The 24,171-nt window shown below is 71.6% G+C and carries 23 protein-coding genes and 2 tRNA genes; 12 read left to right on the top strand and 13 right to left on the bottom strand.

Annotated features, from left to right (window positions below; all coding sequences use genetic code 11):
* The coding region (locus C2L59_RS41090) for a glycosyl hydrolase family 18 protein (protein WP_233223980.1) at window positions 1–1,305 on the bottom strand (1,305 nt) is incomplete at its 3' end.
* A gap of 361 nt (window positions 1,306–1,666) precedes the next feature.
* On the opposite strand from C2L59_RS41090, the gene C2L59_RS48350 reads away from it, so the two are divergent.
* Window positions 1,667–2,887, top strand: coding sequence for a cellulose binding domain-containing protein (locus C2L59_RS48350; protein ID WP_199199602.1), 1,221 nt, complete (start codon window positions 1,667–1,669; stop codon window positions 2,885–2,887).
* 71 nt (window positions 2,888–2,958) lie between these two features.
* Here C2L59_RS48350 and C2L59_RS41100 read toward each other — a convergent pair.
* From C2L59_RS41100 to C2L59_RS41120, 5 genes are all read right to left on the bottom strand, one after another.
* A tRNA-Arg gene (locus tag C2L59_RS41100) sits at window positions 2,959–3,032 on the bottom strand.
* 41 nt (window positions 3,033–3,073) lie between these two features.
* Window positions 3,074–3,163, bottom strand: a tRNA-Ser gene (locus tag C2L59_RS41105).
* A 65-nt stretch (window positions 3,164–3,228) separates the two neighbouring features.
* The gene (locus tag C2L59_RS41110; protein WP_103354989.1) at window positions 3,229–4,944 is read right to left on the bottom strand and encodes a phosphatidylglycerol lysyltransferase domain-containing protein; all 1,716 of its coding nucleotides are present in this window, start codon (window positions 4,942–4,944) and stop codon (window positions 3,229–3,231) included.
* 37 nt (window positions 4,945–4,981) lie between these two features.
* A complete protein-coding gene (locus tag C2L59_RS41115) occupies window positions 4,982–6,961 on the bottom strand; it encodes an acetoacetate--CoA ligase (RefSeq protein ID WP_103354990.1) in 1,980 nt (659 codons plus the stop codon).
* A gap of 85 nt (window positions 6,962–7,046) precedes the next feature.
* Window positions 7,047–7,676: a dienelactone hydrolase family protein gene (locus C2L59_RS41120; protein ID WP_103354991.1), complete on the bottom strand. Its 630-nt coding sequence runs from the start codon at window positions 7,674–7,676 to the stop codon at window positions 7,047–7,049.
* Window positions 7,677–7,811: 135 nt separating this feature from the next.
* Between C2L59_RS41120 and hisC the strand changes: the two genes are divergently transcribed.
* From hisC to C2L59_RS41135, 3 genes are all read left to right on the top strand, one after another.
* Window positions 7,812–8,867: a histidinol-phosphate transaminase gene (hisC, locus tag C2L59_RS41125; protein WP_103354992.1), complete on the top strand. Its 1,056-nt coding sequence runs from the start codon at window positions 7,812–7,814 to the stop codon at window positions 8,865–8,867.
* Between the two features lie 89 nt (window positions 8,868–8,956).
* Window positions 8,957–9,829, top strand: a complete 873-nt coding sequence (locus C2L59_RS41130) for a helix-turn-helix transcriptional regulator (protein WP_103354993.1) — start codon at window positions 8,957–8,959, stop codon at window positions 9,827–9,829.
* Window positions 9,826–10,005 (top strand): DUF397 domain-containing protein, encoded by a 180-nt coding sequence (locus tag C2L59_RS41135; RefSeq protein WP_103354994.1) that lies wholly within the window; start codon window positions 9,826–9,828, stop codon window positions 10,003–10,005. Before C2L59_RS41130 ends, C2L59_RS41135 begins: the two co-directional genes overlap by 4 nt.
* Here C2L59_RS41135 and C2L59_RS41140 read toward each other — a convergent pair.
* From C2L59_RS41140 to C2L59_RS41155, 4 genes are all read right to left on the bottom strand, one after another.
* Window positions 9,998–10,768: a sulfite exporter TauE/SafE family protein gene (locus C2L59_RS41140; protein WP_103354995.1), complete on the bottom strand. Its 771-nt coding sequence runs from the start codon at window positions 10,766–10,768 to the stop codon at window positions 9,998–10,000. The two genes, C2L59_RS41135 and C2L59_RS41140, sit on opposite strands and share 8 nt — an antisense overlap.
* Before the next feature lie 61 nt (window positions 10,769–10,829).
* Entirely contained in the window at window positions 10,830–11,768 is a 939-nt protein-coding gene (locus tag C2L59_RS41145) for a MerR family transcriptional regulator (RefSeq protein ID WP_103354996.1), read from the bottom strand.
* 45 nt (window positions 11,769–11,813) lie between these two features.
* A complete protein-coding gene (locus C2L59_RS41150; protein ID WP_103354997.1) occupies window positions 11,814–12,167 on the bottom strand; it encodes a VOC family protein in 354 nt (117 codons plus the stop codon).
* On the bottom strand, window positions 12,164–12,775 hold the full coding sequence (locus tag C2L59_RS41155; protein WP_370444822.1) for a GNAT family N-acetyltransferase: 612 nt from the start codon (window positions 12,773–12,775) through the stop codon (window positions 12,164–12,166). Before C2L59_RS41155 ends, C2L59_RS41150 begins: the two co-directional genes overlap by 4 nt.
* A gap of 55 nt (window positions 12,776–12,830) precedes the next feature.
* Between C2L59_RS41155 and C2L59_RS41160 the strand changes: the two genes are divergently transcribed.
* From C2L59_RS41160 to C2L59_RS41165, 3 genes are read left to right on the top strand one after another with little or no spacing between them, the layout of a single operon-like run.
* Entirely contained in the window at window positions 12,831–13,514 is a 684-nt protein-coding gene (locus C2L59_RS41160; protein ID WP_103354999.1) for a FadR/GntR family transcriptional regulator, read from the top strand.
* A complete protein-coding gene (locus C2L59_RS48355; RefSeq protein WP_233223981.1) occupies window positions 13,514–13,678 on the top strand; it encodes a hypothetical protein in 165 nt (54 codons plus the stop codon). The genes C2L59_RS41160 and C2L59_RS48355 overlap by 1 nt, the downstream gene beginning before the upstream one ends.
* A complete protein-coding gene (locus C2L59_RS41165) occupies window positions 13,669–13,821 on the top strand; it encodes a hypothetical protein (protein WP_233223982.1) in 153 nt (50 codons plus the stop codon). The genes C2L59_RS48355 and C2L59_RS41165 overlap by 10 nt, the downstream gene beginning before the upstream one ends.
* Here the strand turns inward: C2L59_RS41165 and C2L59_RS41170 are convergent.
* On the bottom strand, window positions 13,818–14,315 hold the full coding sequence (locus C2L59_RS41170) for an FBP domain-containing protein (protein WP_103355000.1): 498 nt from the start codon (window positions 14,313–14,315) through the stop codon (window positions 13,818–13,820). The two genes, C2L59_RS41165 and C2L59_RS41170, sit on opposite strands and share 4 nt — an antisense overlap.
* A 64-nt stretch (window positions 14,316–14,379) precedes the next feature.
* Between C2L59_RS41170 and C2L59_RS41175 the strand changes: the two genes are divergently transcribed.
* Window positions 14,380–15,870, top strand: a complete 1,491-nt coding sequence (locus C2L59_RS41175; protein WP_103355033.1) for an adenylate/guanylate cyclase domain-containing protein — start codon at window positions 14,380–14,382, stop codon at window positions 15,868–15,870.
* Here C2L59_RS41175 and C2L59_RS41180 read toward each other — a convergent pair.
* Window positions 15,858–16,847: a beta-ketoacyl-ACP synthase III gene (locus C2L59_RS41180; RefSeq protein WP_103355001.1), complete on the bottom strand. Its 990-nt coding sequence runs from the start codon at window positions 16,845–16,847 to the stop codon at window positions 15,858–15,860. The genes C2L59_RS41175 and C2L59_RS41180 overlap by 13 nt on opposite strands.
* A 200-nt stretch (window positions 16,848–17,047) precedes the next feature.
* On the opposite strand from C2L59_RS41180, the gene C2L59_RS41185 reads away from it, so the two are divergent.
* From C2L59_RS41185 to C2L59_RS41195, 3 genes are all read left to right on the top strand, one after another.
* Window positions 17,048–17,521 carry an Lrp/AsnC family transcriptional regulator gene (locus C2L59_RS41185; protein WP_103355002.1) on the top strand — a complete coding sequence of 158 codons (474 nt, stop codon included), beginning with the start codon at window positions 17,048–17,050 and terminating at the stop codon, window positions 17,519–17,521.
* Between the two features lie 20 nt (window positions 17,522–17,541).
* Window positions 17,542–18,966 carry an MFS transporter gene (locus tag C2L59_RS41190; RefSeq protein ID WP_103355003.1) on the top strand — a complete coding sequence of 475 codons (1,425 nt, stop codon included), beginning with the start codon at window positions 17,542–17,544 and terminating at the stop codon, window positions 18,964–18,966.
* A 154-nt stretch (window positions 18,967–19,120) separates the two neighbouring features.
* Window positions 19,121–19,525, top strand: a complete 405-nt coding sequence (locus tag C2L59_RS41195; RefSeq protein WP_103355004.1) for an SsgA family sporulation/cell division regulator — start codon at window positions 19,121–19,123, stop codon at window positions 19,523–19,525.
* Window positions 19,526–19,623: 98 nt separating this feature from the next.
* Here the strand turns inward: C2L59_RS41195 and C2L59_RS41200 are convergent, their stop codons facing one another.
* Complete coding sequence (locus C2L59_RS41200) at window positions 19,624–20,727, bottom strand: S1 family peptidase (protein WP_103355005.1); 1,104 nt, start codon at window positions 20,725–20,727, stop codon at window positions 19,624–19,626.
* A gap of 512 nt (window positions 20,728–21,239) precedes the next feature.
* On the opposite strand from C2L59_RS41200, the gene C2L59_RS41205 reads away from it, so the two are divergent.
* The gene (locus C2L59_RS41205; RefSeq protein WP_103355006.1) at window positions 21,240–24,164 is read left to right on the top strand and encodes an AAA family ATPase; all 2,925 of its coding nucleotides are present in this window, start codon (window positions 21,240–21,242) and stop codon (window positions 24,162–24,164) included.
* Window positions 24,165–24,171 lie beyond the last annotated feature (7 nt).

Raw genomic sequence — 24,171 nt, forward strand, 5'->3', positions numbered from 1 at the left:
CAGCTTGCTCGCCGGGACGCCCTTGCTCTTGAGCTTCTGGATCGCCGCGTCGGAGTAGAAGCCCGGCGTGGGGATGCCGTTGAAGCTGGTGAGCGGCGAGTGCGGAGCCGTCGGGCCCTGCGCGGCCCAGGCGCCGAAGTAGTCGTAGGTCATCACGTTGTACCAGTCGAGGTACTGCGCCGCGCCGCCGTAGTCGGCGACATCGAGCTTGCCGCCGTTGCTGCCGTCCGCGGAGATGGCCGAGGTGATCAGGAACGACGAGCCGAACTTCGCCCGCAGGGCCGCCATCAGGTTCTTGTAGGCCGCGGCCCCGCTGGTGTCACAGGAAAGGCCGCACGCGTTGGGGTACTCCCAGTCGATGTCGATGCCGTCCCAGATGTCCGCCCAGCGCGGGTCCTTGAGCAGGTTGTAGCAGGACTGCGCGAACGCGGCCGCGTTCTGCGCCGCCTGCCCGAAGCCGCCCGAGTAGGTCCAGCCGCCGAACGACCAGATCACCTTGAGGCCCGGGTGCAGCTTCTTCAGCTTGCGCAGCTGGTTGAAGTTGCCCGCGACCGGCTGGTCCCAGGTGTCGGCGACACCGTCGACGCTCGTCGAGGCGTCGTAGGTCTTCTGGTAGTCGGCGTACGGGTCGTCGTTCGCGGTGCACTGGCCGTTCTTGACGTTGCCGAACGCGTAGTTGATGTGCGTCAGCTTGCTGGCCGAGCCCGAGGTCTCGATGTTCTTGACGTGGTAGTTGCGCCCGTAGACGCCCCACTGCACGAAGTACCCGACGTTCTTCAGCCCACCCGGCGGGGGCGGCGTGGTCGTCGTCGGGGTGGTGGGCGTCGTCGGCGTCGTCGGCGTGGTGGGGTTGGTGGTCGGCTGCGTCGGGGTGGTCGGCGTGGTGGTCGGGTTGCCACCGCCGGCGTCGCAGGAACCGCCGTTCAGCTTGCAGTTCGCCGGCGCGGAGTAGGTGCCGGAGTAGCTGACGTTGAAGCCGAAGCTGGCGGTGCCGCCGTTGCCGACGTTGCCGTTCCAGCTGTTCTTGACCGTGACGTGCTGCCCGGAAGCGGTGTAGCTACCGTCCCAAACGGACGCGATCTTCGCGCCGCTGGGCAGGTCGAACTCGACGGTCCAGCTCGGCAGCGTCGCGCCGGAGCCGTTGCTGATCGTGTACTTGCCCTCGTAACCGGAGCCCCAGTCGGACCCCTTGCTGAAGGCGGCGCCGACACCACCGGCGGCGCTGGCCGGCACGGTGACAAGCCCGACCGCGATCGCGCCGACCGCGGTGAAAAGACCGAGGAGGTGCCATCTCTTTCTGGACATCGCTCTCCCTTGAGCCAGGTGCAGGACGGCGGACACCAACACCACCGGCGGGGACCAGGGCGGTGTTTTGCGCCGTTTGCCCAGACGTTACGTGGTCCAGACCAATTATGGAAGCGTCACCACGAAGAGTGATGAATGGTCGAGACCAGTCCTCGTGCGCCCGGTTCGCCGGCTCGGATCGGTTACGCAGTGCAGTTGAGCCCTACGCGATCCGGGACCGGACGCGCCCTGGACCAACCGAGTGAAAGCGCCGGATCGTCAGACACATTGCTTGACGAACGGACCGCAAAGAGTCCACAGTCCGAACGACGACTGGGAGCGCTCCCAAGACGGCCGGTCACTCGTCGAAGAGGAGATCATCGTGCGCGCAACGAAGTCCCGTGTCCGGAGAACGACGGCCGTCGTGGTGGCCATGGCGGTGACGACCGCGCCTGCCGTGGCCGGCCCGGCGGCAGCCGCGGCGGCGGCCGGCTGCCGGGTCGATTACGCGATCGGTTCCCAGTGGCAAGGCGGGTTCGGCGCCGCCGTGACGGTGACGAACCTCGGCGACCCGGTGAGTGGCTGGCAGGTGACGTGGACGTTCTCCGCCGACGAGCGGATCACCCAGCTGTGGAACGGTGCCCACACCCAGTCGGGCGCCCGGGTATCGGTGACCAACGCGTCCTGGAACGGCGCCGTCACCACGGGCGGAACCGTTTCCTTCGGCTTCAACGCCACGTCCGGCAGCAGCTCGACCGCCCCGTCGACGTTCGCGCTCAACGGCGTCACGTGCAACGGGTCGGCGCCGCCCCCACCGGCGGGCGGCGACCCCCTGGTGAACAACAACTTCCCGGTCACCCGCGAGGCCGCGTACGGCGACAACCGGTACACCGTGTTCCGGCCGTCGAACCCGCAGGCGGTGGGGGCGCCGATGCCGGTGCTGGCGTTCGGCAACGGCGCCTGCGCGCACACGGACAACAGCGAGGTCGCCCGCGCGTTGACGTTCATCGCGTCGAAGGGCTTCGTCGTGGTGGACACCGGATCGGCGAACGGCTCGGCCAACGGCGTGCCGAGCGGCTCCCCCATCCCGTCCCTGCTGACCGGGGCGATCACGTGGGCGGAGCGGGAGCAGAACCGGTCCGGGGCACCGCTGTCGCAGCGGCTCGACCTGACGAAGGTGGCCACCGCGGGCCACTCCTGCGGCGGTCTCGAGGCCCTGGTCGCCGCGCAGGACAGCCGGGTCTCGGCCGCCGTCTCGCTGGACAGCGGCTTCTTCGCCGACGGCTCCTTCGGCTACTCCCGAGCCGAGCTCGCCCGGCTCCACGCACCGACGTTGTTCATGGCCGGCGGCCCCTCCGACATCGCCTACGACAACACCCGGGCCAACTACGACCTGGCTACTGTTCCCGCCGTGCTGGCGGTACACCCCCAAGCCGGGCACGTCGGCTTCATCACCGGCAACCAGCTGTCCGACGGCATGACCACGGTCGTCCAGTTCCTGGACATGGTCCTTAACGGCAACGCCACGGCTCGCAGTTACATCCTGGACCCGTCGGGGCTCGCGTCGAAGTATCCGTGGACGGTGTCCAAGAAGAACTTCTGACCGGCGGAGGCGAAACAGCAAGGAACCCCCTGTTTCCAGGGGGTTCCTTGTAGTGCTGTCTCAACCAGACGTGCGCCCGAAGGGATTCGAACCCCTGACCTTCTGATCCGTAGTCAGATGCTCTATCCAGCTGAGCTACGGGCGCGTGTTCAGTTGTAACCTAGCACCCGGCGGACCGGGTACCAGCGGAGGCTCCGGGATTTGAACCCGGGAGGGGGGGTTACCCCCAACCGCATTAGCAGTGCGGCGCCATAGACCAGACTAGGCGAAGCCTCCTGGGCCCAACGACCACTGCTCAGATAGGTTACACACCCCCGAATACCCCTCGGATAGCACCCCCCTTAAGCCCGTTGCAGCAGTCTGAGCAGGCGCGGGGACCGGCCGCCCAGGCCCTCGGCCTCGAACGTTGCGATGCCCACCCTCGGGAGTTCGCGGACGCCCGGGTACACCAGGTACCTCGGCACCCAGCGCGGCTGGAACTTCGCGTTGAAGCGGTACAGCGTCTCGATCTGGATCCAGCGCGAGAAAAAATGGAGCACCTTCGCCGACATGCGGGCGACCGGGCCCGCGCCGATGCGCTGGCCCTGCTCCATCAGCGCGCGGAACGCCGCGAAGTTCAGCGACACCTGGGAAACGCCGTGGCGGCCCGCCGCCAGGAGGAGCTCCGAGATCATCAGCTCGTTGACGCCGTTGTCGGCCGTGCGGTCGCGGCGCATCACGTCCAGGGACAGGCCGCTCGTGCCCCACGGCACGAACTGGAGCACCCCGCGGACCCGGCCGCCCTGCTCGGCCGTCACCAGCACCGATCCCGGGTCGCCCATGCGGCCCAGAGCCATCGAGAACCCGCGTTCGGTGTCCGTGCCGCGCCAGTTGGCCGCCAGCACCTCCAGCTCGGCCAGCTCGCCCGGACGCAGGTCCTCGGCCCGCCGCACCAGCACCTTGTAGCCCGCCCGCTTGGTGCGGGCCGCCGCCTGGCGGACGCCGCGCATCGTGCGGCCGTCCAGGGTGAAGCCGGCCGCGTCGACCACCGCCTCGTCGCCGATTTCCAGTACCTCCAGGCCGAACCGGGCCCAGATTGTCGCGCCCAGCTCGGAGACGCCCATCGCCGCCGGGATCCAGCCGCCCGTGCGGCAGACCTCCAGGTACTCCTCGATCGCGCCCGGCCACGCTTCGTGGTCGCCCAGGGGGTCGGCCGAACACAGCGCCACGCCGGCGATCACGCGGTAGGTGACCGCCGCCTTGCCCGTCTTCGAGAACACCGCGAACTTGTCCCGCCGCAGCGCGAAGTAGCCGAGGGAGTCGCGCTCGCCGTGCTCGTCCAGCAGCCGGCGCAGGCGCGCGACCTCCTCGTCGGTCAGCCGCGGCGCCGGCTCGGCCGAGCGCAGCAGGAAGTACGCCGAGACCAGGAGGGCCGCGAGGCCGAACAGCAGGCCGACGGCGGCGGTGAGGTCCTCCAGCCACATCTGGTGGAACACCGCGGGTCCGCTGGCCGCGACCAGCGCCAGCGCGGACTCCGCGAGCCGGTCGCCGAAGCCCATCGGTTCCAGGGCCGCGCGGGGCGCCACGGACAGCAGGATGACGTTGATAACGAACCCGGCCAGCGCCAGCTGGACGAACACGTGCACCGCCCGCCAGCGCCCGACCACCGGGTCCGGCTTCGCGACGAAGTAACGCCGGTTCGCGATCAGGCCCACCAGCAGCAGCACCGAAACCAGGCCGGCGCCGAAGACGTGCTTCAGCCCGAGGTGCGACATCGTGAGCAGCACCGTCGCGCCGACCGCCAGCTGCCACGCCCGGCGCTTGCGGCGACGCAGGCCCGCGGCCAGCAGCACCAGCAGCACGCCCATGACCAGCGCCACGGTCGCCGCGGCCACCGTGGCCTCCTGCGGCAGCTCCAGCCATTCGGCCAGGTGCCCGCGCAGGCTGCGCCGCCCGGCCGGGATCAGGATCGAGCCCAGCGTCATCAGGCCCGCCAGCCGGGTCACCCAGGTGATCACCCCCACGGTGGTGGCCCCGGCCACCTTCCAGGTGATCTGCGCGCGTGTCCCCGTCACCACCTGTACAACCCGCCGTGGATGATCATGCTTCCCCCATCTACCCCCCGGCGAGCTCCACGAACGGCGCCAGCGCCGCCGGGTTGGCCAGCGCGTCCCGGCTGACGGCCCGGTCAGGAGCCACACCGGCGAGGATCTTCTTCACCGGTACCTCACACTTCTTACCGTTCAAGGTACGAGGTATCTCGGAAACCACGACGAACCGATCGGGTACATGGCGCGGTGACAGCGCGCTACGGAGCTCCTTGCGCAGCCGCGGCTCGATGTCTTCGAGCGCGACACCGCCGGCGAGGACCACGAAGCAGATCAGCCGGCCGTCCTCGTTCCCGGCCGCCGAGGTGTCCACGACCAGGGAATCCGCGATCTCGTCGTAGCCCTCGACGACCCGGTAGAACTCCGCCGTGCCCATCCGGACGCCGCCGCGGTTGAGCGTCGAGTCGCTGCGGCCGTAGATCACCGCCGAGCCGCGGTTCGTGATGCGGATCCAGTCGCCGTGGCGCCACCGCCCGGGGTACATCTCGAAGTACGCCTCACGCAGGCGCGAGCCGTCCGGGTCGTTCCAGAAGAACACCGGCATCGACGGCATCGGCTTCGTGATGACCAGCTCGCCGACCTCCTCGACGACGGCCTTGCCGGCCTCGTCGAAGGCGTTCACCGCGGCACCGAGCGCCGGGCAGGACAGCTCGCCCAGCCACACCGGCACGTCGGGCGCCGACGCGACGAACGCCGCGCACAGGTCGGTGCCGCCGGACACCGAGCAGATCTGGACGTTCCGCCCGACCTCGTCGACGATCCACCGGAAGCCTTCGACGCTCAGCGGGGCGCCGGTGGAGCCCAGCGCGCGCAGCCCGCTCAGGTCGTAGCGCTCGGCGGGCTTGATGCCGGCCTTGAGGCAGCTCTGGATGAACGGCGCCGACGTGCCGAAGTAGGTGACGCGGTGCTGCTCGGCCAGGTGCCAGAGCGCGTTCAGGTCCGGGAAGCCGGGGCTGCCGTCGTAGAGCACGATCGTGGTGCCGACGAGCAGGCCGGAGATGAGGAAGTTCCACATCATCCAGCCGGTGGTGCTGAACCAGAAGAACCGGTCGCCGGGGCCGAGGTCGGTCTGCAGCGCGAGGGCCTTGAGGTGCTCCAGGGTGATGCCGCCGTGGCCGTGCACGATGCCCTTCGGCAGGCCGGTGGTGCCCGAGGAGTAGAGCACCCACAGTGGGTGCGCGAACTCGACCGGCTCGAACAGCAGGGGCGCGCCCGCGTGCTTCGCGAGCAGCCCGTCCCAGTCGAGGGCGTCGTCCATCCGGCCTTCGCCGACGTACTCGACCAGCACGGTCGCGGCCAGCGACGGCAGCTGCGCCTGCAGGTCGGCGATCGTCGTCCGGATGTCGAACTGGCGGCCGTTGTAGGCGTAGGCGTTGACCGCGAAGAGCACCTTCGGCTCGATCTGGACGAACCGATCGGCGACCGCGCGGACGCCGAAGTCCGGCGAGCACGACGACCAGATCGCCCCGATGCTCGCCGCGGCGAGGAAGGCGACCAGCGTCTGCGGGCAGTTCGGCGCCAGGGCGACGACCCGGTCACCCTTGCCGACGCCCAGCTCGAGGAAGGCCGCCCGGGCCGCGGCGACCTGCGCGCGAAGCTCGCCGTACGTCAGGTGGCTCGCGAAGCCGTCTTCGCGGTGGAAGATGACCGCCGTCTCGTCGTCGGCCTTCGCGGCGCCCGCGACGCCGGGGGTGAGCGCGTGCTCGGCGTAGTTCAGCGTGCCGCCCTCGAACCAGACGGCGTCCGGCATCCCGCCCGAAAGCACCTCACCCGGCTGGTCGTGCCAGCGGACGCCGAGGAAGTCCGCGACCGCCGCCCAGAAGTCCGGGCCGCGCTCGACCGAGAACTCCCACAGCGAGCGGTAGTCGTCCACCTCGACGCCGCGCTCGGCGCGCAGCCACCGGCGGAACTCGTCGATCTTGGTGTCGGCTACGTGGCCCGGCTCGGGGCGCCAGAGCACTTCGGGGGCGTCGGCGGTGTGCGTCACGCCCCGAGCCTAATCCCTCGGATCCGGAAGTCACCGTGGTCGGAACCGACATGGAACAAGGGCAGACGGTGGTTCCTGCCCACACTTACCGCAGGTGCGCGTCGAACCAGTTCAGCGTGCGCTGCCACGCCTCCGCGGCCGCGCCCGGGTCGGCGTCGAAGCGGTGGTTCGCACCCGGGTAGTGGACGACGTTCGTGGCGACCTTCGCCGACGCGGCGGCGTCCCGCAGGCGCTCGACGTCGGCGCCGCCCGCCGCGTCGCCGGCGTCGCCGTACATGCCGAGCCACGGGCTGGTGAGCTTGCCGGCGATCTCGACCAGCGCGGGCAGTTCGGCGGCCTGCTGGCCGCCGACGCTGACGGCCGCGCCGAGCCGGCGGTGCGACGCGACGACCAGCGCCGCGGTGCCGCCCAGGTCGAAGCCCATCACGCCGAGCAGGTCGGCCTGGACGCCCCGCTCGACCAGCCAGGCCAGGGTGAGGTCGGTCGCGTCCAGCAGGTCCTGCTGGGTGAGGCGGTCGTTCTCCAGGTGCGGGGTGACAGTCAGCCAGCCCTCCGTGGCCAGGCTCGCGAGCAGCAGTTTCACGCCGTCGGTGACGCCGTCGGCCTCGTGCAGCACCACCAGGCCGCCGCGTAGCGCGCCTTCGGGTTCCGAGAAGGTCAGGCGCAGGGTGCGGCCGTCGGTGCGCTGGTAGTCCGCGGTGGAGGTCGACGTCATTGGTTCACTCAATCACTTCCAGGTGAACGGGAGGAAGCCCGGCCCGGACACAGTCCGCCGGAAGGGAGTCGCGGGGCGGCCGCGGGAAAAGATACGGTGACCGGGTCGTCCCGTCGATTTCCAGGAGCGCCGAAGATGCCGTCCGTGTCCCCGCGTGCCGATCTCGAATCGTTGCCGAAATACATCCCTGGCCGGACGATCGAAGGTGCGGTCAAGCTGGCGAGCAACGAGGTGCCCGGCGGCGCGCTGCCGAGCGTCGCGCAGGCCATCGCCGAAGCCGCGGCCGGCATCAACCGCTACCCGGACACCGGCTCGCAGGCGCTGCGCGAGCGGCTGGCCCGCGAGCTGGACGTGCCGGTGGAGCGCGTCGCGATCGGCTGCGGCTCGGTGTCGCTGTGCCAGCAGACGATCCAGGCGGTGTGCGCGCCCGGCGACGAGGTCATCTTCGGCTGGCGTTCCTTCGAGGCGTACCCGATCGTCACGCAGGTCGCGAACGCCGTCTCGGTGAAGGTTCCGATCACCGAGGGCCAGGAGCTCGACCTCGACGCGATGCTCGCGGCGATCACCGACCGGACGCGCGTGGTCTTCGTCTGCAACCCGAACAACCCCACCGGCACGGCCGTGCGCCGCGCCGAGCTGGAGCGGTTCCTGGCTTCGGTGCCGGAGCACGTGCTGGTCGTGCTGGACGAGGCGTACAAGGAGTTCGTCACCGACCCCGAGGTGCCCGACGGCGTCGAGTACACCCGTACCCGGTCGAACGTGATGGTGCTTCGCACGTTCTCGAAGGCGTACGGCCTCGCGGGCCTTCGCGTCGGTTACGCAGTGGCGCCCGAGCCGATCGCGGACGCGCTTCGCCAGGTGTACGTGGCGTTTTCGGTGAACATGCTGGCCCAGGTGGCCGCGCTGGCGTCCCTCGACGCGGCCGGCGAGCTGCTGGAGCGCTGCAAGGAGATCGTCGCCGAGCGCGGACGGGTGCGGGACGCGCTGCTCGAGGCGGGTTACCGGGTGCCGGAGACGCAGGCGAACTTCGTCTGGCTGCCCCTGGGTGACGAGGCGGTGCCGTTCGCCGAGCACGCGCTGGACCGCAAGCTGGTGGTGCGCCCGTTCGCCGGCGACGGCGTCCGCGTGACCATCGGCACCCGCGAGGAGAACGACCTGTTCCTGGCCGCGGCCCGGGAGTTCCGCCGGTAGCTTGCCGCGGTGGCAAGGCGGCGTCCGATGGGTTGACGTTGCCGTGGCGCTGAGCCGTTCCCGGTGGGGGACGGCTTAGCTTTCCCGGCATGAGCGAGCGAGACCGCGATTCGTCGGCGATCAGCCGGGAGATCGGTGACGAGCTGAAGCGGTTCCGTGTCGAGGCCGAGCTGCTGGCTTCGGATCTCGCGGCGTTGATCGGCTGTTCGCCCAGCAAGATCTCGCGAATGGAAAGCGGGGTGCGCGGCTATTCCGAGCTGGACGTGACGATGTACCTCGCGAGCTGCCGGGCATCGCGTGAGGACGTGGTGCGGGTACTCGACCTTGTCCGCGAACAGGCAGATGGCTACCGCATCCGACAGCATCGAGAGCAGCTGCCGGACGAGCTGCGGTCGCTGATCGTCACCGAAACCCAAGCGACCGAGATCATCGAGTTCGAACCGCAGATCATTCCGGGCATTCTGCAGATCGAGGACTACGCCCGCGCGGTTTTCCGGTGGTTCGGCCTACACGACGAGACCGGCATCGACCTTCGGGTCAGAGCCCGGCTGAGCAGGCAGAAGTTGCTGAGACGGCGAGATCCTCCGCGATTCACGTTCTACCTCCAAGAGGCCGCACTCCGGGCGAAGGTCGCCGATGCCCAGGTCATGCACGAGCAGATTCTCCACCTCCTGCTCACGTCCTCGTTCGAACACTGCGTGATTCGTGTGGTCCCGGAGGCCGCCTGCCCGGAAGGTGTCCTCGGTGGGGGATTCCGCATCATGCGGCACAACGACACTCCCCCCGTGGCGCACGTCGACAACCAGACGACCACCTTGTTCTTGGAGGAACCAGCCGACTTGGAGGTATATCGCCACCTGCTCAATCGAGTCGCCAGGCTCGCTCTGGATGGAGGACAATCCCGGGAGTGGCTTGCCATCCTGGCAAGTGAGTTCGACCGAGCGAAGGACGGTGCGCAATGACCTCCACTGGCCGTTTCTGGCGCAAGAGCAGCTACAGCAACGGCAACAACGGGAACTGCGTCGAGGTCGCCCTGAGCACCGAGCTGGTCGGCGTCCGGGACTCGAAGGCGCCGACTTCGGGGGAACTGGTGCTCCCGGCCGAGGCGTGGGCCACCTTCCTGCGCGACCTCAGCTGAACTGCTTGACCACCAGCTGAACCACCGCCGCAACCCCGATCACCACGATCACTCCGCGCAGCACCGCCGGCGGCAGCTTCCGCCCGATCTTCGCGCCGAGGAAGCCGCCGGCGGTCGACCCGACGGCCAGCCACAGCACGACGGCCCAGCTGACCGGCGCGACGAAGGCGTAGATCAGCCCGGCAACGACGTTGACGACGGCGGCGAGGACGTTCTTGACGCCGTTGAGCTTCTGCAGCGGCTCCGACAGCAGCATCCCCATCACGGCCATCAGCATCACGCCCTGCGCGGCGGTGAAGTACCCGCCGTAGATGCCGATGAGGAAGATGAAGAACATCAGCAGCGGCCCGGACTTGTGCTCGGCACCGTTCTCTTCGCGGCGCTTGGCGACCCACTTCGACACCTTGGGCTGCACGATCACCAGCACCACGGCCAGCCCGACCAGCACCGGGACCACGGCTTCGAAGGCGTCCTTCGGCAGCGAGAGCAGCAGGATGGTGCCGCCGATGGCCCCCAGGAAGGACGCAACGCCGAACTTCACGACCTGCGGCCAGTACCCCCTGAGCTCGTGCCGGTACCCCCAGGCACCGCTGAGCGTGCCGGGCGCGAGCCCGATGGCGTTGGACGTCGTCGCCGTCACGGGCGGATAGCCGAGCGCGACCAGCACGGGGAAGGTGACGAGCGTCCCCGACCCCACGACGGCGTTGATGGTCCCGGCCCAGATCCCGGCGACCACGACGATCAGCGCGTGCCACCAGCTCATGAAGCATTCACGTGCGGAGCCTAAGCATCGTGGACCGGTCCCGCGACGCGGATGTGTCAGGTCAGACATTCAGCCGAGCGCGCAGTGCCCGGCCGAACCAGGTGAACACCGGCTCCGGGTCCGGTAGCGGGGGCCAGCCGTTGATGGTGGCCACCAGCTGCCAGTACCGCGTGACGCGACGATCGTCGGCGACCTCGAGCCGTTCGAGGATCCACGACTTCAGCCGGTGGTCGTCGGCCTTGCCGAACGTCTCGGCGTAGCGGGCCGTGAGCGTGGCGACGACGACGCCGGCCCGCTCCGAGTCCGGCGCGATCCCCGCGGCCAGTGCTCGGCCGACGGCTTCGCGCACGGCCTCGGTCAGGTCGTGGTGCAGGCCGGTCGTGTCTCCGTCGGCGCGTTGGGCCGCCTGGTATTCGGCCATCCGCCGCACCGCGGCCCGGAAGCCGGTGTCCTGGACCAGCTCCACGAGCTCCATCCACGCCTCGACCTGTTCGGCGGTGGCGTCTTCGCGCAGCTCCGGCATGCTCGAACGCAGCAGTTCCACCATGGCCGGGTTGGCGTCGACACCGCCGAAGGTGTCGTCGATGAAGTCGTGGATGAAGCGGCGCCGTTCGGCGTCGGACAGGCTCACCAGTCTGTGCATCAGGTCCATCTCCTTCGGGGTCGATTTCCGGTTCGCGACCGCGGCCAGCACCGCACGCCGCAGGCGCAGCGCCCGGACCTGCACGTCGAGCGCCGCCGCGTGCGCGGCGGCGACCTCGGCCAGCGAGGTTTCCCCGGCCAGCACGCGCCGGACCGTGGCCAGATCGATGTCCAGCGCACGAAGCGTGCGGACCAGCTCCAGCCGAGCCAGGGCAGCCACGTCGTACAGGCGGTAGCCGGCCGGGCTGTGGCAGGTCGGCGGAACGATCCCCTTGTCGGAGTAGAACCGGATGGTCTTGACCGACAGACCGGTCCGTGCGGCCAGAGCCCCGATCGTGAGGAGGTTCTCGTCGTCCATCCCCACAGCCTGCGGCCTCCCCATGGTGGAGACTCAACTCCCGAGTCAGCGCGGGGTGAAGACGCAGAACTCGTTGCCCTCCGGATCCGCCAGCACGGCCCAGTCGGTGTCGCCGCCGGGTTCGCGGAGCAGGGTGGCGCCCATCGCCACCAGCTCGGCCGGGTCGCCGAAGACGTCCACGTGCATGCGGTTCTTGACCGTCTTCCGCTCCGGTACCGGGTTGAGCCAGATCAGCGGGCCCTGGCCCGCCGGGTCGACGATCGGGATCGGCCAGTCGGCCGGGCGGGTGTCGCCCGTCACCGCGTCCCGGCGGACGTAGCCGAGTGCTCGGCACCACCAGTCCGCCTGGGCCTGGTGGTCGTTCGCGTCCAGGGCGAGATCCTTGAACCGCGCCGTCATGCCGCTCCTTCCGGGACGTGGGCCGGGACGACGTCGGAGACCACCCGCCAGCCGAGCGCGCCGTACAACCCGCGCCCGGCCGCCGAGGCCAGGAGCGCGCTCGAATCCGCCTCCGCCGCCTCGCTCAGCCGGTGCATCACCACGCGGCCGAGGCCGCGGCGCCGGTGCTCCGGCGATGTCTCGATCTTGTCGAACACCGCCACACCCCCGGCCACCGCGACCCGGCCGCGCGCCGCGGGTGCCTCGGCCGCCGAGACCAGCACGTCCCAGGCCGGGCCGTCGCCGGACACCGTCACCTCGTACCCCGGCGGCACCGCGACCGGCGGCTGAGGCCCCTCGAACGCCATCAGGTACTCCGTCTCCCCCGCCGTCCACGCCGGGGTCAGGGCCGCCACCACGTCGGACCGCGAGCCGCACGTCTTCAGCCACGTGCCCGGCGCGGCCACCGAGGCCGCCCGCGCGGGAACCGCCGACGGCGAGCGCAGCAGGTAGCGCACGCGGTGGCCGGGCAGGCCGACGTCGACGCGGTAGCCGTCGGGCTCGGGCACCGGCGGTGGCGTCGCCCGCGACACCGCCCAGCCCCGCACCCACTCCCCCAAGATCTCCATGCCGCCGATCATGACAGCCACCACCGACAATTCCGCGAACTGACAGGATGAGCCCGTGGACACCGAGCAGGTCTGGAGCGCGACCGTCGACCGGCTGCGGGCGCGGATCGACGCCGGCGACCTGCCGCCGGGCTCGCGGCTGCCCGCCGAACGCGTCCTGTGCGAGGAGCTCGGCATCAGCCGCGGGTCGCTGCGGCAGGCGCTGCGCGTGCTCGCCTCCATCGGGTACGTGCAGATCCGCGCCGGCTCCGGCACCTACGTCCGGGAGCAGCAGGAACAGCCGTTGCGGACCTGGTTCACCGAGCACGACCAGCTCGTCGAGAAGCTGTTCGACCTGCGCGCGACCGTCGAGCCGACCCTCGCCGAACGCCTGGCCCGGCACGCCACCGCGAGGACCGTCAGCCGCCTCGAGGACAACGTCGCCGAGATGGCCCAGGCGGCCGAGGACGGCGACATGCTGCACGTCATCGCCGCCGACGCCGAGTTCCACCGGGTGATCGCGCAGAACGCGGGCAACGACGACGTCGCCGGGCTGCTGCGCTCGGTGCTCGCCCTGGTCGGCGAGGAGCGCCGGGCGGCGCTGCGGCTGCCGGGCCAGATCCGCAAGGCGGTCGCCGACCACCGGGCGATCCTCGACGCCATCCGCCGCTCCGACCCGGCGGCGGCGCGGGAGCTGACCCTGAAGCACCTGGTCGACGCGAAGACCTACGCGCACGACTTCGCCGCGGAGGAGCCCTGATGGAGAAGGTCCGCTTCACCGAGGAAAAGGCCACCAAACTGGCCACGCTCTACGGCCGCGCGCTCGACTACCGCAGCGCCCACCCGATCCTCGGCGACAAGGCGGCTCGGACAAGTGCCGTCCGGCCGGCCCTGATCGTCGCCAAGGCCCCGCGATGGTCCTGAAACCTGAGGCCGGCACCGAACTGTTCGGCCGGCCGGCCGCCGAGTTCCCGTCCGGCGAGCTGATCTGTGACCTCGATCGCTGCGGCCTTACCCGCGAGTCCTCATCGGACGCCGGCCACCGGGCCACCCCGGAGTGCTTCTAACGCGTCTCCAGCACCCGCGCCACGAACTTGTGCAGCTTCTCCTCCAGCCGCGCGGCGCGTTCCGCCACCGTCAGCGACTCGTACGGCTGGGGCACGTCGGACTTCAGCTCGCCGCGGACGTACTGGCTGCAGGCCAGGTTGCCGCACGCGTAGGTGCCCAGCGTGTTGCCCTCGCGGCCGGCCTTGCCGGCGCGGCGCCCCGAGAACAGCGTGATGTCGGCGAGCCCGTGGGTCGTCGTGCAGAAGCCGCAGATGTTGCTGCGCAGGCGGGACTTCGGGGGCGCCGCCGCGCGCAGGGCGAGGCCGATCACCTCGCCGCCGTAGGGCAGCACGAGGTACGCCCGCCCGGGTGCCTTCGGGTCGCGCCAGCCGAGGAACTCGCGCCGGTCCCACGGGATTTCCGACGGCGGGGCGGGCAGTGTCACGCCCTTGGCCTCGCCGCGGGTGCAGTTGACGAACGACGCCCGGATTTCGTCCTGGCCGAGGGGATCCATGATCCGCACGTTAGACACCGGCCACCGGCGGTGGCCACGCATTTTCGGCCGTACGATCAACGTCGTGCGCAAGATCGCCGTGGGCAACTTCCGGGTGGTGTTGCGCACCAGCCTGGGCTTCGCCGGGCTGGGCATCGGCTCCAGCGTCGCCGGCTCCGGGGTCGTCGCGCTGCTCCTGCTGCTGCAGGGCCTGCCCGGTGACGTCGGGGACCGCGGGTGGCTGCTCGGGCTGACCGCCGCCGGGATCGTCGCCGGGTCGCTGCTCGCCGGGACGCTGTGGACGGCGTGGCTGCAGCGGCGGACCGCGATCTGGTTCGTGCTCGGCCGCCCGCCGTCGGAGAGCGAGGCGCGCCGCGCGCTGCGGCTGCCCGTCGACATGGCGCTGGTCAGCGGCACGCTCTGGCTCATCGGGACCGTCGTCCTGGCCGTGCTCGCCGGGGTGCTCGGCTCGGCCGGCGACGCCGTCGGGATGGCGACCGTGATCGGCCTCGGCGGGCTCACCACGGTCGGGCTCACCTACCTCGCGGCCGAGTGGGTGGCGCGGCCGGTGATGACCATCGCGCTGGCGGTCCTGCCGCCGCGCGGGTCGCTGCCGGTCACCGTGCTGACCCGGCTGATCGTCACCTGGGCGCTGGCCAGCGGCGTCCCGTTCGTCGGCGTGCTGCTCGTCGCGACGCCGCCGGAGCTCGGCTCGGGCGACCACACCGCGAGCCTGATCATGCTGTCGGTGATCGGCCTGGCGGTCGGCGCGATCGGCACCGCCCTGCTGGCCAGGGCGGTCGCCGCGCCGCTGCACCGGCTGCGGGTGGCGCTGGACGAGATCGCGCACGGCAACACCGGCGTCACCGTCGACGTCGACGACTCCAGCGAGATCGGCCTGCTCCAGACGTCGGTGAACCAGCTCGCGGCCGGCCTGCGCGAGCAGGCGCGGATGCGGGACCTGTTCGGCAGGCACGTCGGCGCGGACGTCGCCCGGCACGCCCTCGAGTACGGCGCGTCGCTCTCGGGGGACGTCCGCGAGGTCACGGCGTTGTTCGTCGACGTCGTCGACTCGACCGCGCTGGCCTACCGCACCCCGCCGGAGGAGCTGGTCGGGAAGCTGAACCGGCTGTTCGCCGCGGTCGTCGCCGCGGTCAACGCGCGCGGCGGCCTGGTCAACAAGTTCCAGGGCGACGCCGCGCTGTGCATCTTCGGCGCGCCGACGCGGCTCGCGGACGCGCAGACGGCCGCGCTGGCCGCGGCGCGGGTGATCCGGGACGCGGTGCGCGAGGCCGGCGAGCTCGACCTCGGCATCGGCGTCTCCAGCGGCCCGGTGTTCGCCGGGCAGCTCGGCACCAGCAGCCGGCTCGAGTACACCGTGATCGGCGACGCGGTCAACGAGGCCGCGCGGCTCACCGAGCTGGCCAAGGCCGTCCCGTCACGGGTGCTCGCCAGTGACGCCGTCGTCTCGGCGGCCCTCCCGAGTGAGCGCGCGAACTGGGAGAAGCACGGCGAGCTGGCGCTGCGCGGCCGCCAGGAGGCGACGCCGACCTGGACCGCCGCTCAGGCCGGCTGACCGAGGTCCGGCCAGCGCAGCACCGTCGAACCCCAGGTCAGGCCCGCGCCGAACGCGCTGAGCAGGACGCGGTGGCCGGGCGCGAGGGTGCCGTCGGCACGGGCGTCGGCCAAGGCGAGCGGGATGGACGCGGCGCTGGTGTTGCCGACCCGGTCGATGTTGGCGACCACGGCGTCGGCCGGCATCCCGAGCTGCTTCGCCGTCGCCTGGAGGATCCGGATGTTCGCCTGGTGCCCGACGAAGCGGTCGACGTCGCCGACCATCCAGCCCACGCGCTCCAGGACGGTGCGCGAGGACTCCGCCATCCGCGCGCAAGCGTGCCGGAAGACGGCGGTGCCCTGCATGGCGAGGAAGCGGTCGGCCGGGGTGTCCGAAAGCCGTTTCCGGGCGCCGCCGGCCTCGACCCACAGCAGCTCGGCGTGCTCGCCCTCGCTGTGCAGGTCGAACGGCCCGAACGCGCCGGGCTCGTCGGCGTCGCCGGCCCGCAGGAGCACCGCGCCGGCGCCGTCGCCGAAGATCGGGACGGTGGTGCGGTCGGTGGGGTCGACGAGCGAGGTGAAGGTGTCCGCGCCGACGACGAGCACGCGCTCGGCCAGCCCGCCGGCGATGAACCCGGCGGCCGTGGCCAGTGCGTAGACGAAGCCGCTGCAGACGGCGTTGACGTCGAAGGCCGCGGCGGTGCCGAGCCCGAGCCGGGCGGCGACCTGTGGCGCGCTGGCCGGGCAGGGCTGGTCGGGCGTGGCGGTGGCGAGCACGACGGCGTCGGCGGAGGTGCCCCCGAGCGCCTCGCGGCCGGCCTCGACCGCAAGATCCACTGTGGACTCACCGGGCCCGGCGACGCGGCGCTCCCGGATCCCGGTGCGGGTCCGGATCCACTCGTCCGTGGTGTCGAGCCGGGCGGCGATTTCGTGGTTGTCCAGGACTTTCGTCGGCAACCACGAGCCGAGGCCGGTCAGCACGGCGGCAGGTGCGGGCACGGGAGAGCCTCCCCACGCCGGCGGGTTGGCTGGGGACCGGCTGGTCTTCCACTTCTATGGGCTACCCCCTGGTAGACCGGCCAGTTGTGTTGGAAGTCACGTAAGAAGTTGTTTCATCTTCGCCCCGGAGGGAGTAGTGAGCGACGTCACGGAGGAGTGAAGGCGGGCGGATTGTCGGGGGTGCCGGATAGCCTGCTGGAGTGCCGACACCCGACCTCGACCAGCTCGACATCGCCATCCTCGCCTGCCTGCAGGCCGACGCGCGCACGATCGCCGAGACGATCGGCGCGAAGGTCGGGCTCTCGGCCGCGGCCGTGCAACGGCGGATCAAACGGCTGCGCGAGACGGGCGTGATCGAGCGCGAGGTCGCGGTGCTCTCGCCGGCGGCGCTCGGGCTGAGCATGACGTTCGTGGTCACGGTCGAGATGGAGCGCGAGAACCTGGCGGTCCTGGACGCGTTCCGCCGCCAGATCCTCGCCGACGACTGCGTGCAGCAGTGTTACTACGTCACCGGCAACGCGGACTTCGTGCTGATCGTGACGTGCCCGGACATGGCGGGCTTCGAGGCGTTCACCCGGCGGATGTTCTTCGACAACCCGAACGTCCGCCACTTCACGACGAGCGTGGCGATGGATCGCGTGAAGGTGGGGCTCTCGCTGCCGCTCGACCCGTAGGCTGGGCCGCCGGGGGAGGCATGCTTCGGATCTTTCTGGCCGCGACGCTGATCGACGCGCTCGGCAGCGGGCTGTGGGTCCCGTTCGCCCTGCTGTTCCTGGTCCACGGGCAGGGCATGGGCCTGGTCGACGCGGGCGCGTCCCTGAGCACCGGCGCCCTGCTCGCCCTGGTCACCGGCCCGGCGGCGGGGGCGGCGATGGACCGCTTCGGGCCGCGGGCGCTCATCGCGGGCAATCTGGTGCGCCTCGCCGCCTTCACGGCGTACCCGCTGGTGCACACGAGCTGGCCGGTGATCGCGGTATCGGCACTGGCCGGCTTCGGCGACCGGCTGTTCTGGACGTGCAACGCCCCGATGGTGGCCCGCCTGACAATGGGCACGGACACCGACCGCATGCTGGCGACGCAGACGGTGGGCCGGTTCGCGGGAGCGGGCCTCGGAGCGGCGGCGATGGCCCTGCTGCCGGCGATCACGAGCCCGTGGGCGTTCCACGCGCTGGCGTACGTGAACGCGGCGAGCTTCGGGGTGGCGGCGGTGCTGATCCGCCTGCTCCCGACGGTCGTGGCAGACCGTGGCGGGGCGGGTGATCCGGCGGAAGGCGGTGAGCGCGGGGCTGCGGCGCGGGCGCGCTCGGCGGGGGCGGCTTCGGCGGGTCAGGCGGGCACGACGGGCGGGACTCCGGCGGGCGCGGCCCCTGCGGCTCCGGCAGCTCCAGGTCCTGCGGCTTCGGCGGCCGCGGCTCATACGGGACCAGCGGAAGCCGCCCTCACCGGCGTGACCCCCGCCGCCGAGCCGGCCCCCACCCCACCGGCAGCACGCCCCGGCACCTGGCGGGCCGTCCTGAGCGATCGGGCCTTCACCGGGTTCTGCGTCACCCACATGGCGTTCACCCTGGCCAGCGCCAGCAAGTTCTCCGTGCTGCCGATCGTCGTGCGGGATTTGCTGCATGGTCCACAGTGGATCGCCGGGACCGCGATCACCGCCGGGACCGTGGTCGTCGTCGGCGCGCAGCGGCCGATCGTCGCGCTGCTCGCCGGGCGGAGCCGGACCAGCGGGCTCATCGGGGCCGCCGTGCTGTTCTCGGTCTGCTTTGCGCTGCTCGTGCCGCTGACGGCCGTCCCGCTGCCGGTGGCCACCGTGCTGATCCTGCTGACCAGCCTCGGCTTCTCGGTCGCGGAGGCGCTCTTCGGCCCGACCGCCACCGCCGCGGCCGCCGCGGCCGCGCCGCCGGGGGCCGAAGGGCGGGCCAGCTCGATCTTCCAGCTGTCCTGGGGCCTGCCCATCGCCCTCGCGCCGGGCCTGCTGGCCACCCTGCTCAGCACCAGCAACGCCCTGACCTGGTCGATCCTGGCCCTGACCTGCGCATCCGCTGTTCCCGCGCTGCTCGTACTGCGGAAGAAGCTGCCGGCCGCCCTGCGCGAACCGTCACCAGCCGTGGCCGCCTGAGCGCAAGGGGTATGTGCCGGGTGTTACACCACAATGGACGGATGCAACCGATCAAGTGAACGTGAGAGTTTCTCCGTCATGACCGTAAGCCCTGGTCATCTCCTTGCCGAACAGTTCGCGCCGCGCGAACCACCGCGAGACTCCAGGAGGGGCCGTGCACACCGACGCCGTACACCAGAGCCAGTTCGTGCTGCTGAACGAGAGCACCACGCCCGTCCTGTCGCGCCTGTCCTACCACTCGCACGAGCCCTTCGCGGTCACCGTGGCCTTCCGGACCGAACGCGGCCGGTGGATCGAGTGGACCTTCGCGCGTGACCTGCTCGTGGCCGGGCTCGACGAGCCGGCCGGGCTCGGGGACGTCCGGATCCGCCCGGACCTCTCCGACGACGAAGACTTTCTCACCCTGGAAATCGAGTCACCGGACGGCTATGCGTCGTTCGAGCTCGAAGTCGAGGACGTCCGGACGTTCCTCGACGCGTCCACCGAACTCGTGCCGCTCGGCGAAGAGAGCGCGCACTTCGACGTCGACGGGCTGATCGAGGAAATCAGCAACGTCTGACCCGCGAACCTCCCATTCCCGCGGCGAGGAAGAAGGGCGGGTTTCGGGCGCGCTGGAGGCGCCCGAAACCCGCCCTTTCGCTGTTCCTACGACGAACTTCAGCTGGTCTTGAGGGTGGTACCGGTGCCGGAGAGCGCGCCGGCGATCGGGTAGAAGTACGTCACGGACGTGTTGCCGCCGGACAGGATCCCCTGCGCGTAGTTGCCGGCGATGAAGCCGCCGCCCGAGTCACCCGCGGCCGAGCGGACGTTGGTCGCGGTCATGCCGTTGACCGTGCCCTCGGAGTAGCGGACGCTCTGGTTCTTGGCGCCGATGGTGCCGCAGGTCCAGCCGGTGGTCGAGCCGGCCTTGCAGACCGAGCTGCCGGTCGCCGCGTTCGACTGGCCGCGGACCGCGGTGCCGTTGTTCATCTGCGCGACCGGGGTCCAGCTGCTGTTGGTCCGGACCGCCGCGTAGTCGACACCCGGGAAGCGGTAGGTGATCCAGCTGCCGAGCGCGGCCCCGTTGGACCCGGTCAGCGAGCCGCCGCCGGTGAGGGCGCCGCAGTGGCCGGCGGTGACGAAGCCGGTCGTGGTCGCGAAGCCGACCGAGCAGCGCGACGAGCCGCCGATGTAGTAGGCGTCGCCGCCGCGGATGTTGGCGTAGGTGGTCGGCGCCGACGCCGTTTCGCGGACCGTCACCGCGGCCTTGTCCACACCGGACTTGACGAGGAACGCGTCCGCGGCGGCCCGCTGGCCCTGCAGCACGTCCAGGGTGACGCGGTTGGTGACGTCGTCGACGCCCCAGCCGGTGATCGCGGCGGGCGCGGCCTTGTCGGCGGCGTTCAGCCGGTCCACAGTGGAGTTGAGCTGACGCGCGCTGAACTTCACGACTTCCGCTTCCGCACCGGATTCGCGGATCTTGGCGACCAGGGCCGCGTTCGTCGTCGTGACGTGCGCCCTGCCCGTGGCGGCGTTGTAGGTGGCGCCGCCGTACGCGTCGCCGAGCGCCGCGGTGAGCGATTCGGTGACCTTGTTCGCGACGTCCTCGCTCTTGAGCCGCGAGATCGCCTGGTCGTGGGTCAGGCCGAGGTCCCGCTGCATGGCGGGCACCATGTCGGGGTTCAGCAGGTCCTGGCCCGACGCGGGAACGGCGGTCGCGGCCAGCGCGCCCGTCGCCATCACCGCGGTCGCAGCGGCACCGAGAAGTCTCGCGATCTTCATGCTTCTCCCTAGGTGGTTACGCGCGGCTCCGCATCGGCCACGCAGTGGTACTCCCCCGGGTGAGCGTCCCCGCAGTGGGCGTTACGGTGCAATCCGGGCGCCCGGCGAATGGGTATACGCATTCACCGAGGACGAATCCCCTGCTCCAGCCGGGCTCAACCGCCGCGCGTCACCCGGTCGGACAGGTCCGTAAGTAGGGTTTCCGTGAACTACTTTCAGTAGCCATGTTCTGTACACGAACGCGTTAAGCGACGTTCGAACGTGCGATCGGCCCGGCTTTCGCACGCTGGGTGACCCGATCCCCCCGGTTCCCGCAGCAAACCGGTGACGGTGGGTAGGCGGACGTGTGACGACCGCAGCGACCACGTATTCGGTGAACGGTTTACGGACGGATCAGCGCTGCTTAGGCTCCCGCGCACGGCTCTGCCTTCCGGGGCCGAGCCCCAGACCCCAGCCGGGGGGCAAGCCCCCTGGACCCCCAAGTGGTAACAGGTGTGCGTCGAGGAGGTCATATGTGGCTGGCCGCCCCCCGCCCCACTTCGGTGTCCGTCCGGTCCGGACCCGCCCGGCTGACCGGCCGCGACGCCGAGCTCGACGCCATCGTCGCCGTGCTCAAGAGGCGCCCGGCCGCCGTCCTCATCGAGGGCGAGCCGGGGATGGGCCGTACCCGGCTGCTCGCGGAGATCGGCCGGCGCCGGGAGTTCGACGGCGGCCGCGTCCTCACCGGTGCCTGCCAGCCGCTGCGGGAACCCTTTCCCTACGGGCCCGTCCTGGAAGCGCTTCGCGCGGTGGGCGACGCGCCGCTCGGGCCGCTCAGCCCGGTCGCCGGCGTGCTGCGGCCGTTGCTGCCGGAACTCGCGGAAGCGCTTCCTCCCCGGCCGGAACCCCTCGCGGACCCGGTCGCCGAGCGGCACCGCGTGTTCCGGGCGGTGCGGGAGCTGCTGGCCGCGTGCGGGCCCACGCTCGTGCTGATCGACGACCTGCAGTGGGCCGACGAGGACACCCGTGACCTCATGCGGTTCCTGGCCGGGACGATGCCGCCGGAGCTCGCGGTGGTCGCCACCTACCGCTCGGCGACCGACGTCCGGCCCGGCCCGCTCGGTGCCCCGTTCCGGACCGACCCGGCCGTGCACTCCGCCCGGGTCGCGCTCGGCGCGCTCGACGTCGCGGCCGTGCGCAAGCTCGCCGCCGACATCCTCGAACTGCCCCGCGTCACCGACGAATTCGCGGCGAAGCTGCACGAGTGCACCGCCGGGATCCCGTTCGTCGCCGAGGAAACGCTGCGGGCGCTGAAGGAAGCGGCCGACCGGCTCCCGGTCGGCGAGGTGCTCTCCGACCGGTTGCTGGAGAACCTCGAAGTCCCGGTGCTGCTGCGGGAAGCCGTCACCGAACGGCTGGCCGCGCTGCCGGGGCCGGCGGTGCGGCTGGCCGGCGCGGCTGCCGTGCTCGGGGTCGCCGCCGAAGCCGCCGTGCTCGGCGAACTGGCCGGGCTCACCGACGACGCCCTCCGCACGGCGCTGCTCGCCGCCCTTGCCGGCGGCGTGCTCGGCGAAGTCGGCGACGGCCGGTACGGCTTCCGGCACCCGCTGGCGCGCAAGGCGGTCTACGACACGGTGAGCGGACCCGAACGCGCGTTGCTGCACGCGCAGGCGATCCGCGTGCTCGCCGCGCAGCCGTCCCCGCCGCTCACCCTGCTGGCCCGGCACTCGCGCGCGGCCGGGCGCGTCGACCAGTGGCGCCACTACGCCGAAGCCGCCGCCGACGAGGCGATCACCCGGGGCGAAACGTCCCGCGCGATCGACCTCCTGCAGTCGGTGCTGGCCGAACCCGGCCCCACCCAGGCCGACATCGGGCGGGTCGCGGGCAAGCTGAGCCAGGTCGCGCTGCGGGGGTTCCGCCCCGACGTGCTCGGCACGCTGGCGCGCGTGCTGGAGGAGGTGACGCTGCCGCCGTCGGTCCGCGGATCGATCCGGCTGAGCCTCGGCATGCTGCTGGTCCGGACCATCGGCGGGCTCGGCCGCGGCCGCCTGGAGGTCGAGCGGGCGGTCGGCGAGCTGACCGACCGGCCCGACCTCGCCGCGCGCGGGATCACGCTGCTCGCCCAGCCGATCGACGGGCTGACGCCGTTGTCGTGGCACGAAACCTGGCGCGCCCGCGCGGGCGAGGTGTACGAGCGGCTCGACGACCCCGAGCTGCGGCTCGCACTGACCGCCGACCGCATCGCCGCCGCGTCGCACGTCGGCGACGGCTCGGCGTGGGCGGAGTTCGAGGCGCTCTCGGACACGGTCGGCACGGTCGCCGAGCGCGTCCAGCTGGCCCGGCTGTGGTGCAACCTGGCCGACGGGCAGTCGTGGGCCGGGCACCTCGACCGCGCCGAGCGGCTGGTGACCGAGGGCGTGCGACGCGCGACCGACGCCGGCGCGCTGTACGCGATCGGCCTGATCCAGGGCACCCGCGTCCGGCTGGACTGGGTGCGCGGGCGCTGGACCGGCCTCGCCGAAGCCGCCGAGCAGCTGCGGGACAGCTACCCGGAGCTCGGCCCGATCGTCATGGAGTCCTCGCTGGTGCTCGGCGGGCTCGCGGCCGTCCGCGGCGAGTTCGCCGCGGCGCAGCGGCACCTGGCCGCGGCGAGCGTGCACGCGCCGGACCGCGGCCCGATCCCGGTGGTGCTGTCGGCGGCCGGGGTGCTGATCTCCGTGCTGCTCGCGACCGACGACGTCGACGGCGCCTGCGCGGCGGCCGACACCGCGGTGGCCGCGGCCGGCCGCAAGGGCGTCTGGATCTGGGCGGCGGCGCTGGTCCCGGCGGCGGCCCAGGCGTACGCGCGGGCCGGCCGCTGGCCGGAGGCCGACAACGTGGTCGAGGCGTTCGCCCGCGGCATCGAAGGCCGGGACGCGCCGGTGGCGACGGCCGCGCTGGTGGCCGGCCGGGCGGTGCTGCTGGAGGCGCGCGGCAAGCACCTGGCCGCGGCGAGCCTGTACGACGAAGCGGCGTCCGGCTACGCGGCCCTGCCGATGCCCTACCCGGCGACGGCCATGCGCGAGCGCGCGTCGATGTGCCGCCTCGCCGCGGGGAACCGCACCGCCGTCGACGAGCTGACCGCGGCGGCGGAGGCGTACGAACAGCTCGGCGCGACCCGCGACGCCGGCCGGTGCCGTCACCAGCTCCGCGAGCACGGCGCTTGGGCGCCTTCGCAACGCGGACGGCGTGGGTACGGGAGCGAGCTGTCGCCACGGGAGCGCGAGGTGGCGCGGATGCTCGCGGAGGGCCGGACGAACCGGGAGATAGCGGACGGGTTGTTCCTGTCGCCGCGGACGGTCGAGCAGCACGTGGCGAAGGTGCTGCGGAAGCTGGGCGCGCGCTCGCGGACGGACGTGGCCCGCAAACTGCCGGGCGCGGTGAGCGTTGGCGCGCCGGCCGGGAGCGACCTAACGTGAGCCGGTG

It is taken from the genome of Amycolatopsis sp. CA-128772, assembly GCF_002904295.1.
In the GTDB taxonomy this organism is placed as follows: Bacteria; Actinomycetota; Actinomycetes; order Mycobacteriales; family Pseudonocardiaceae; genus Amycolatopsis.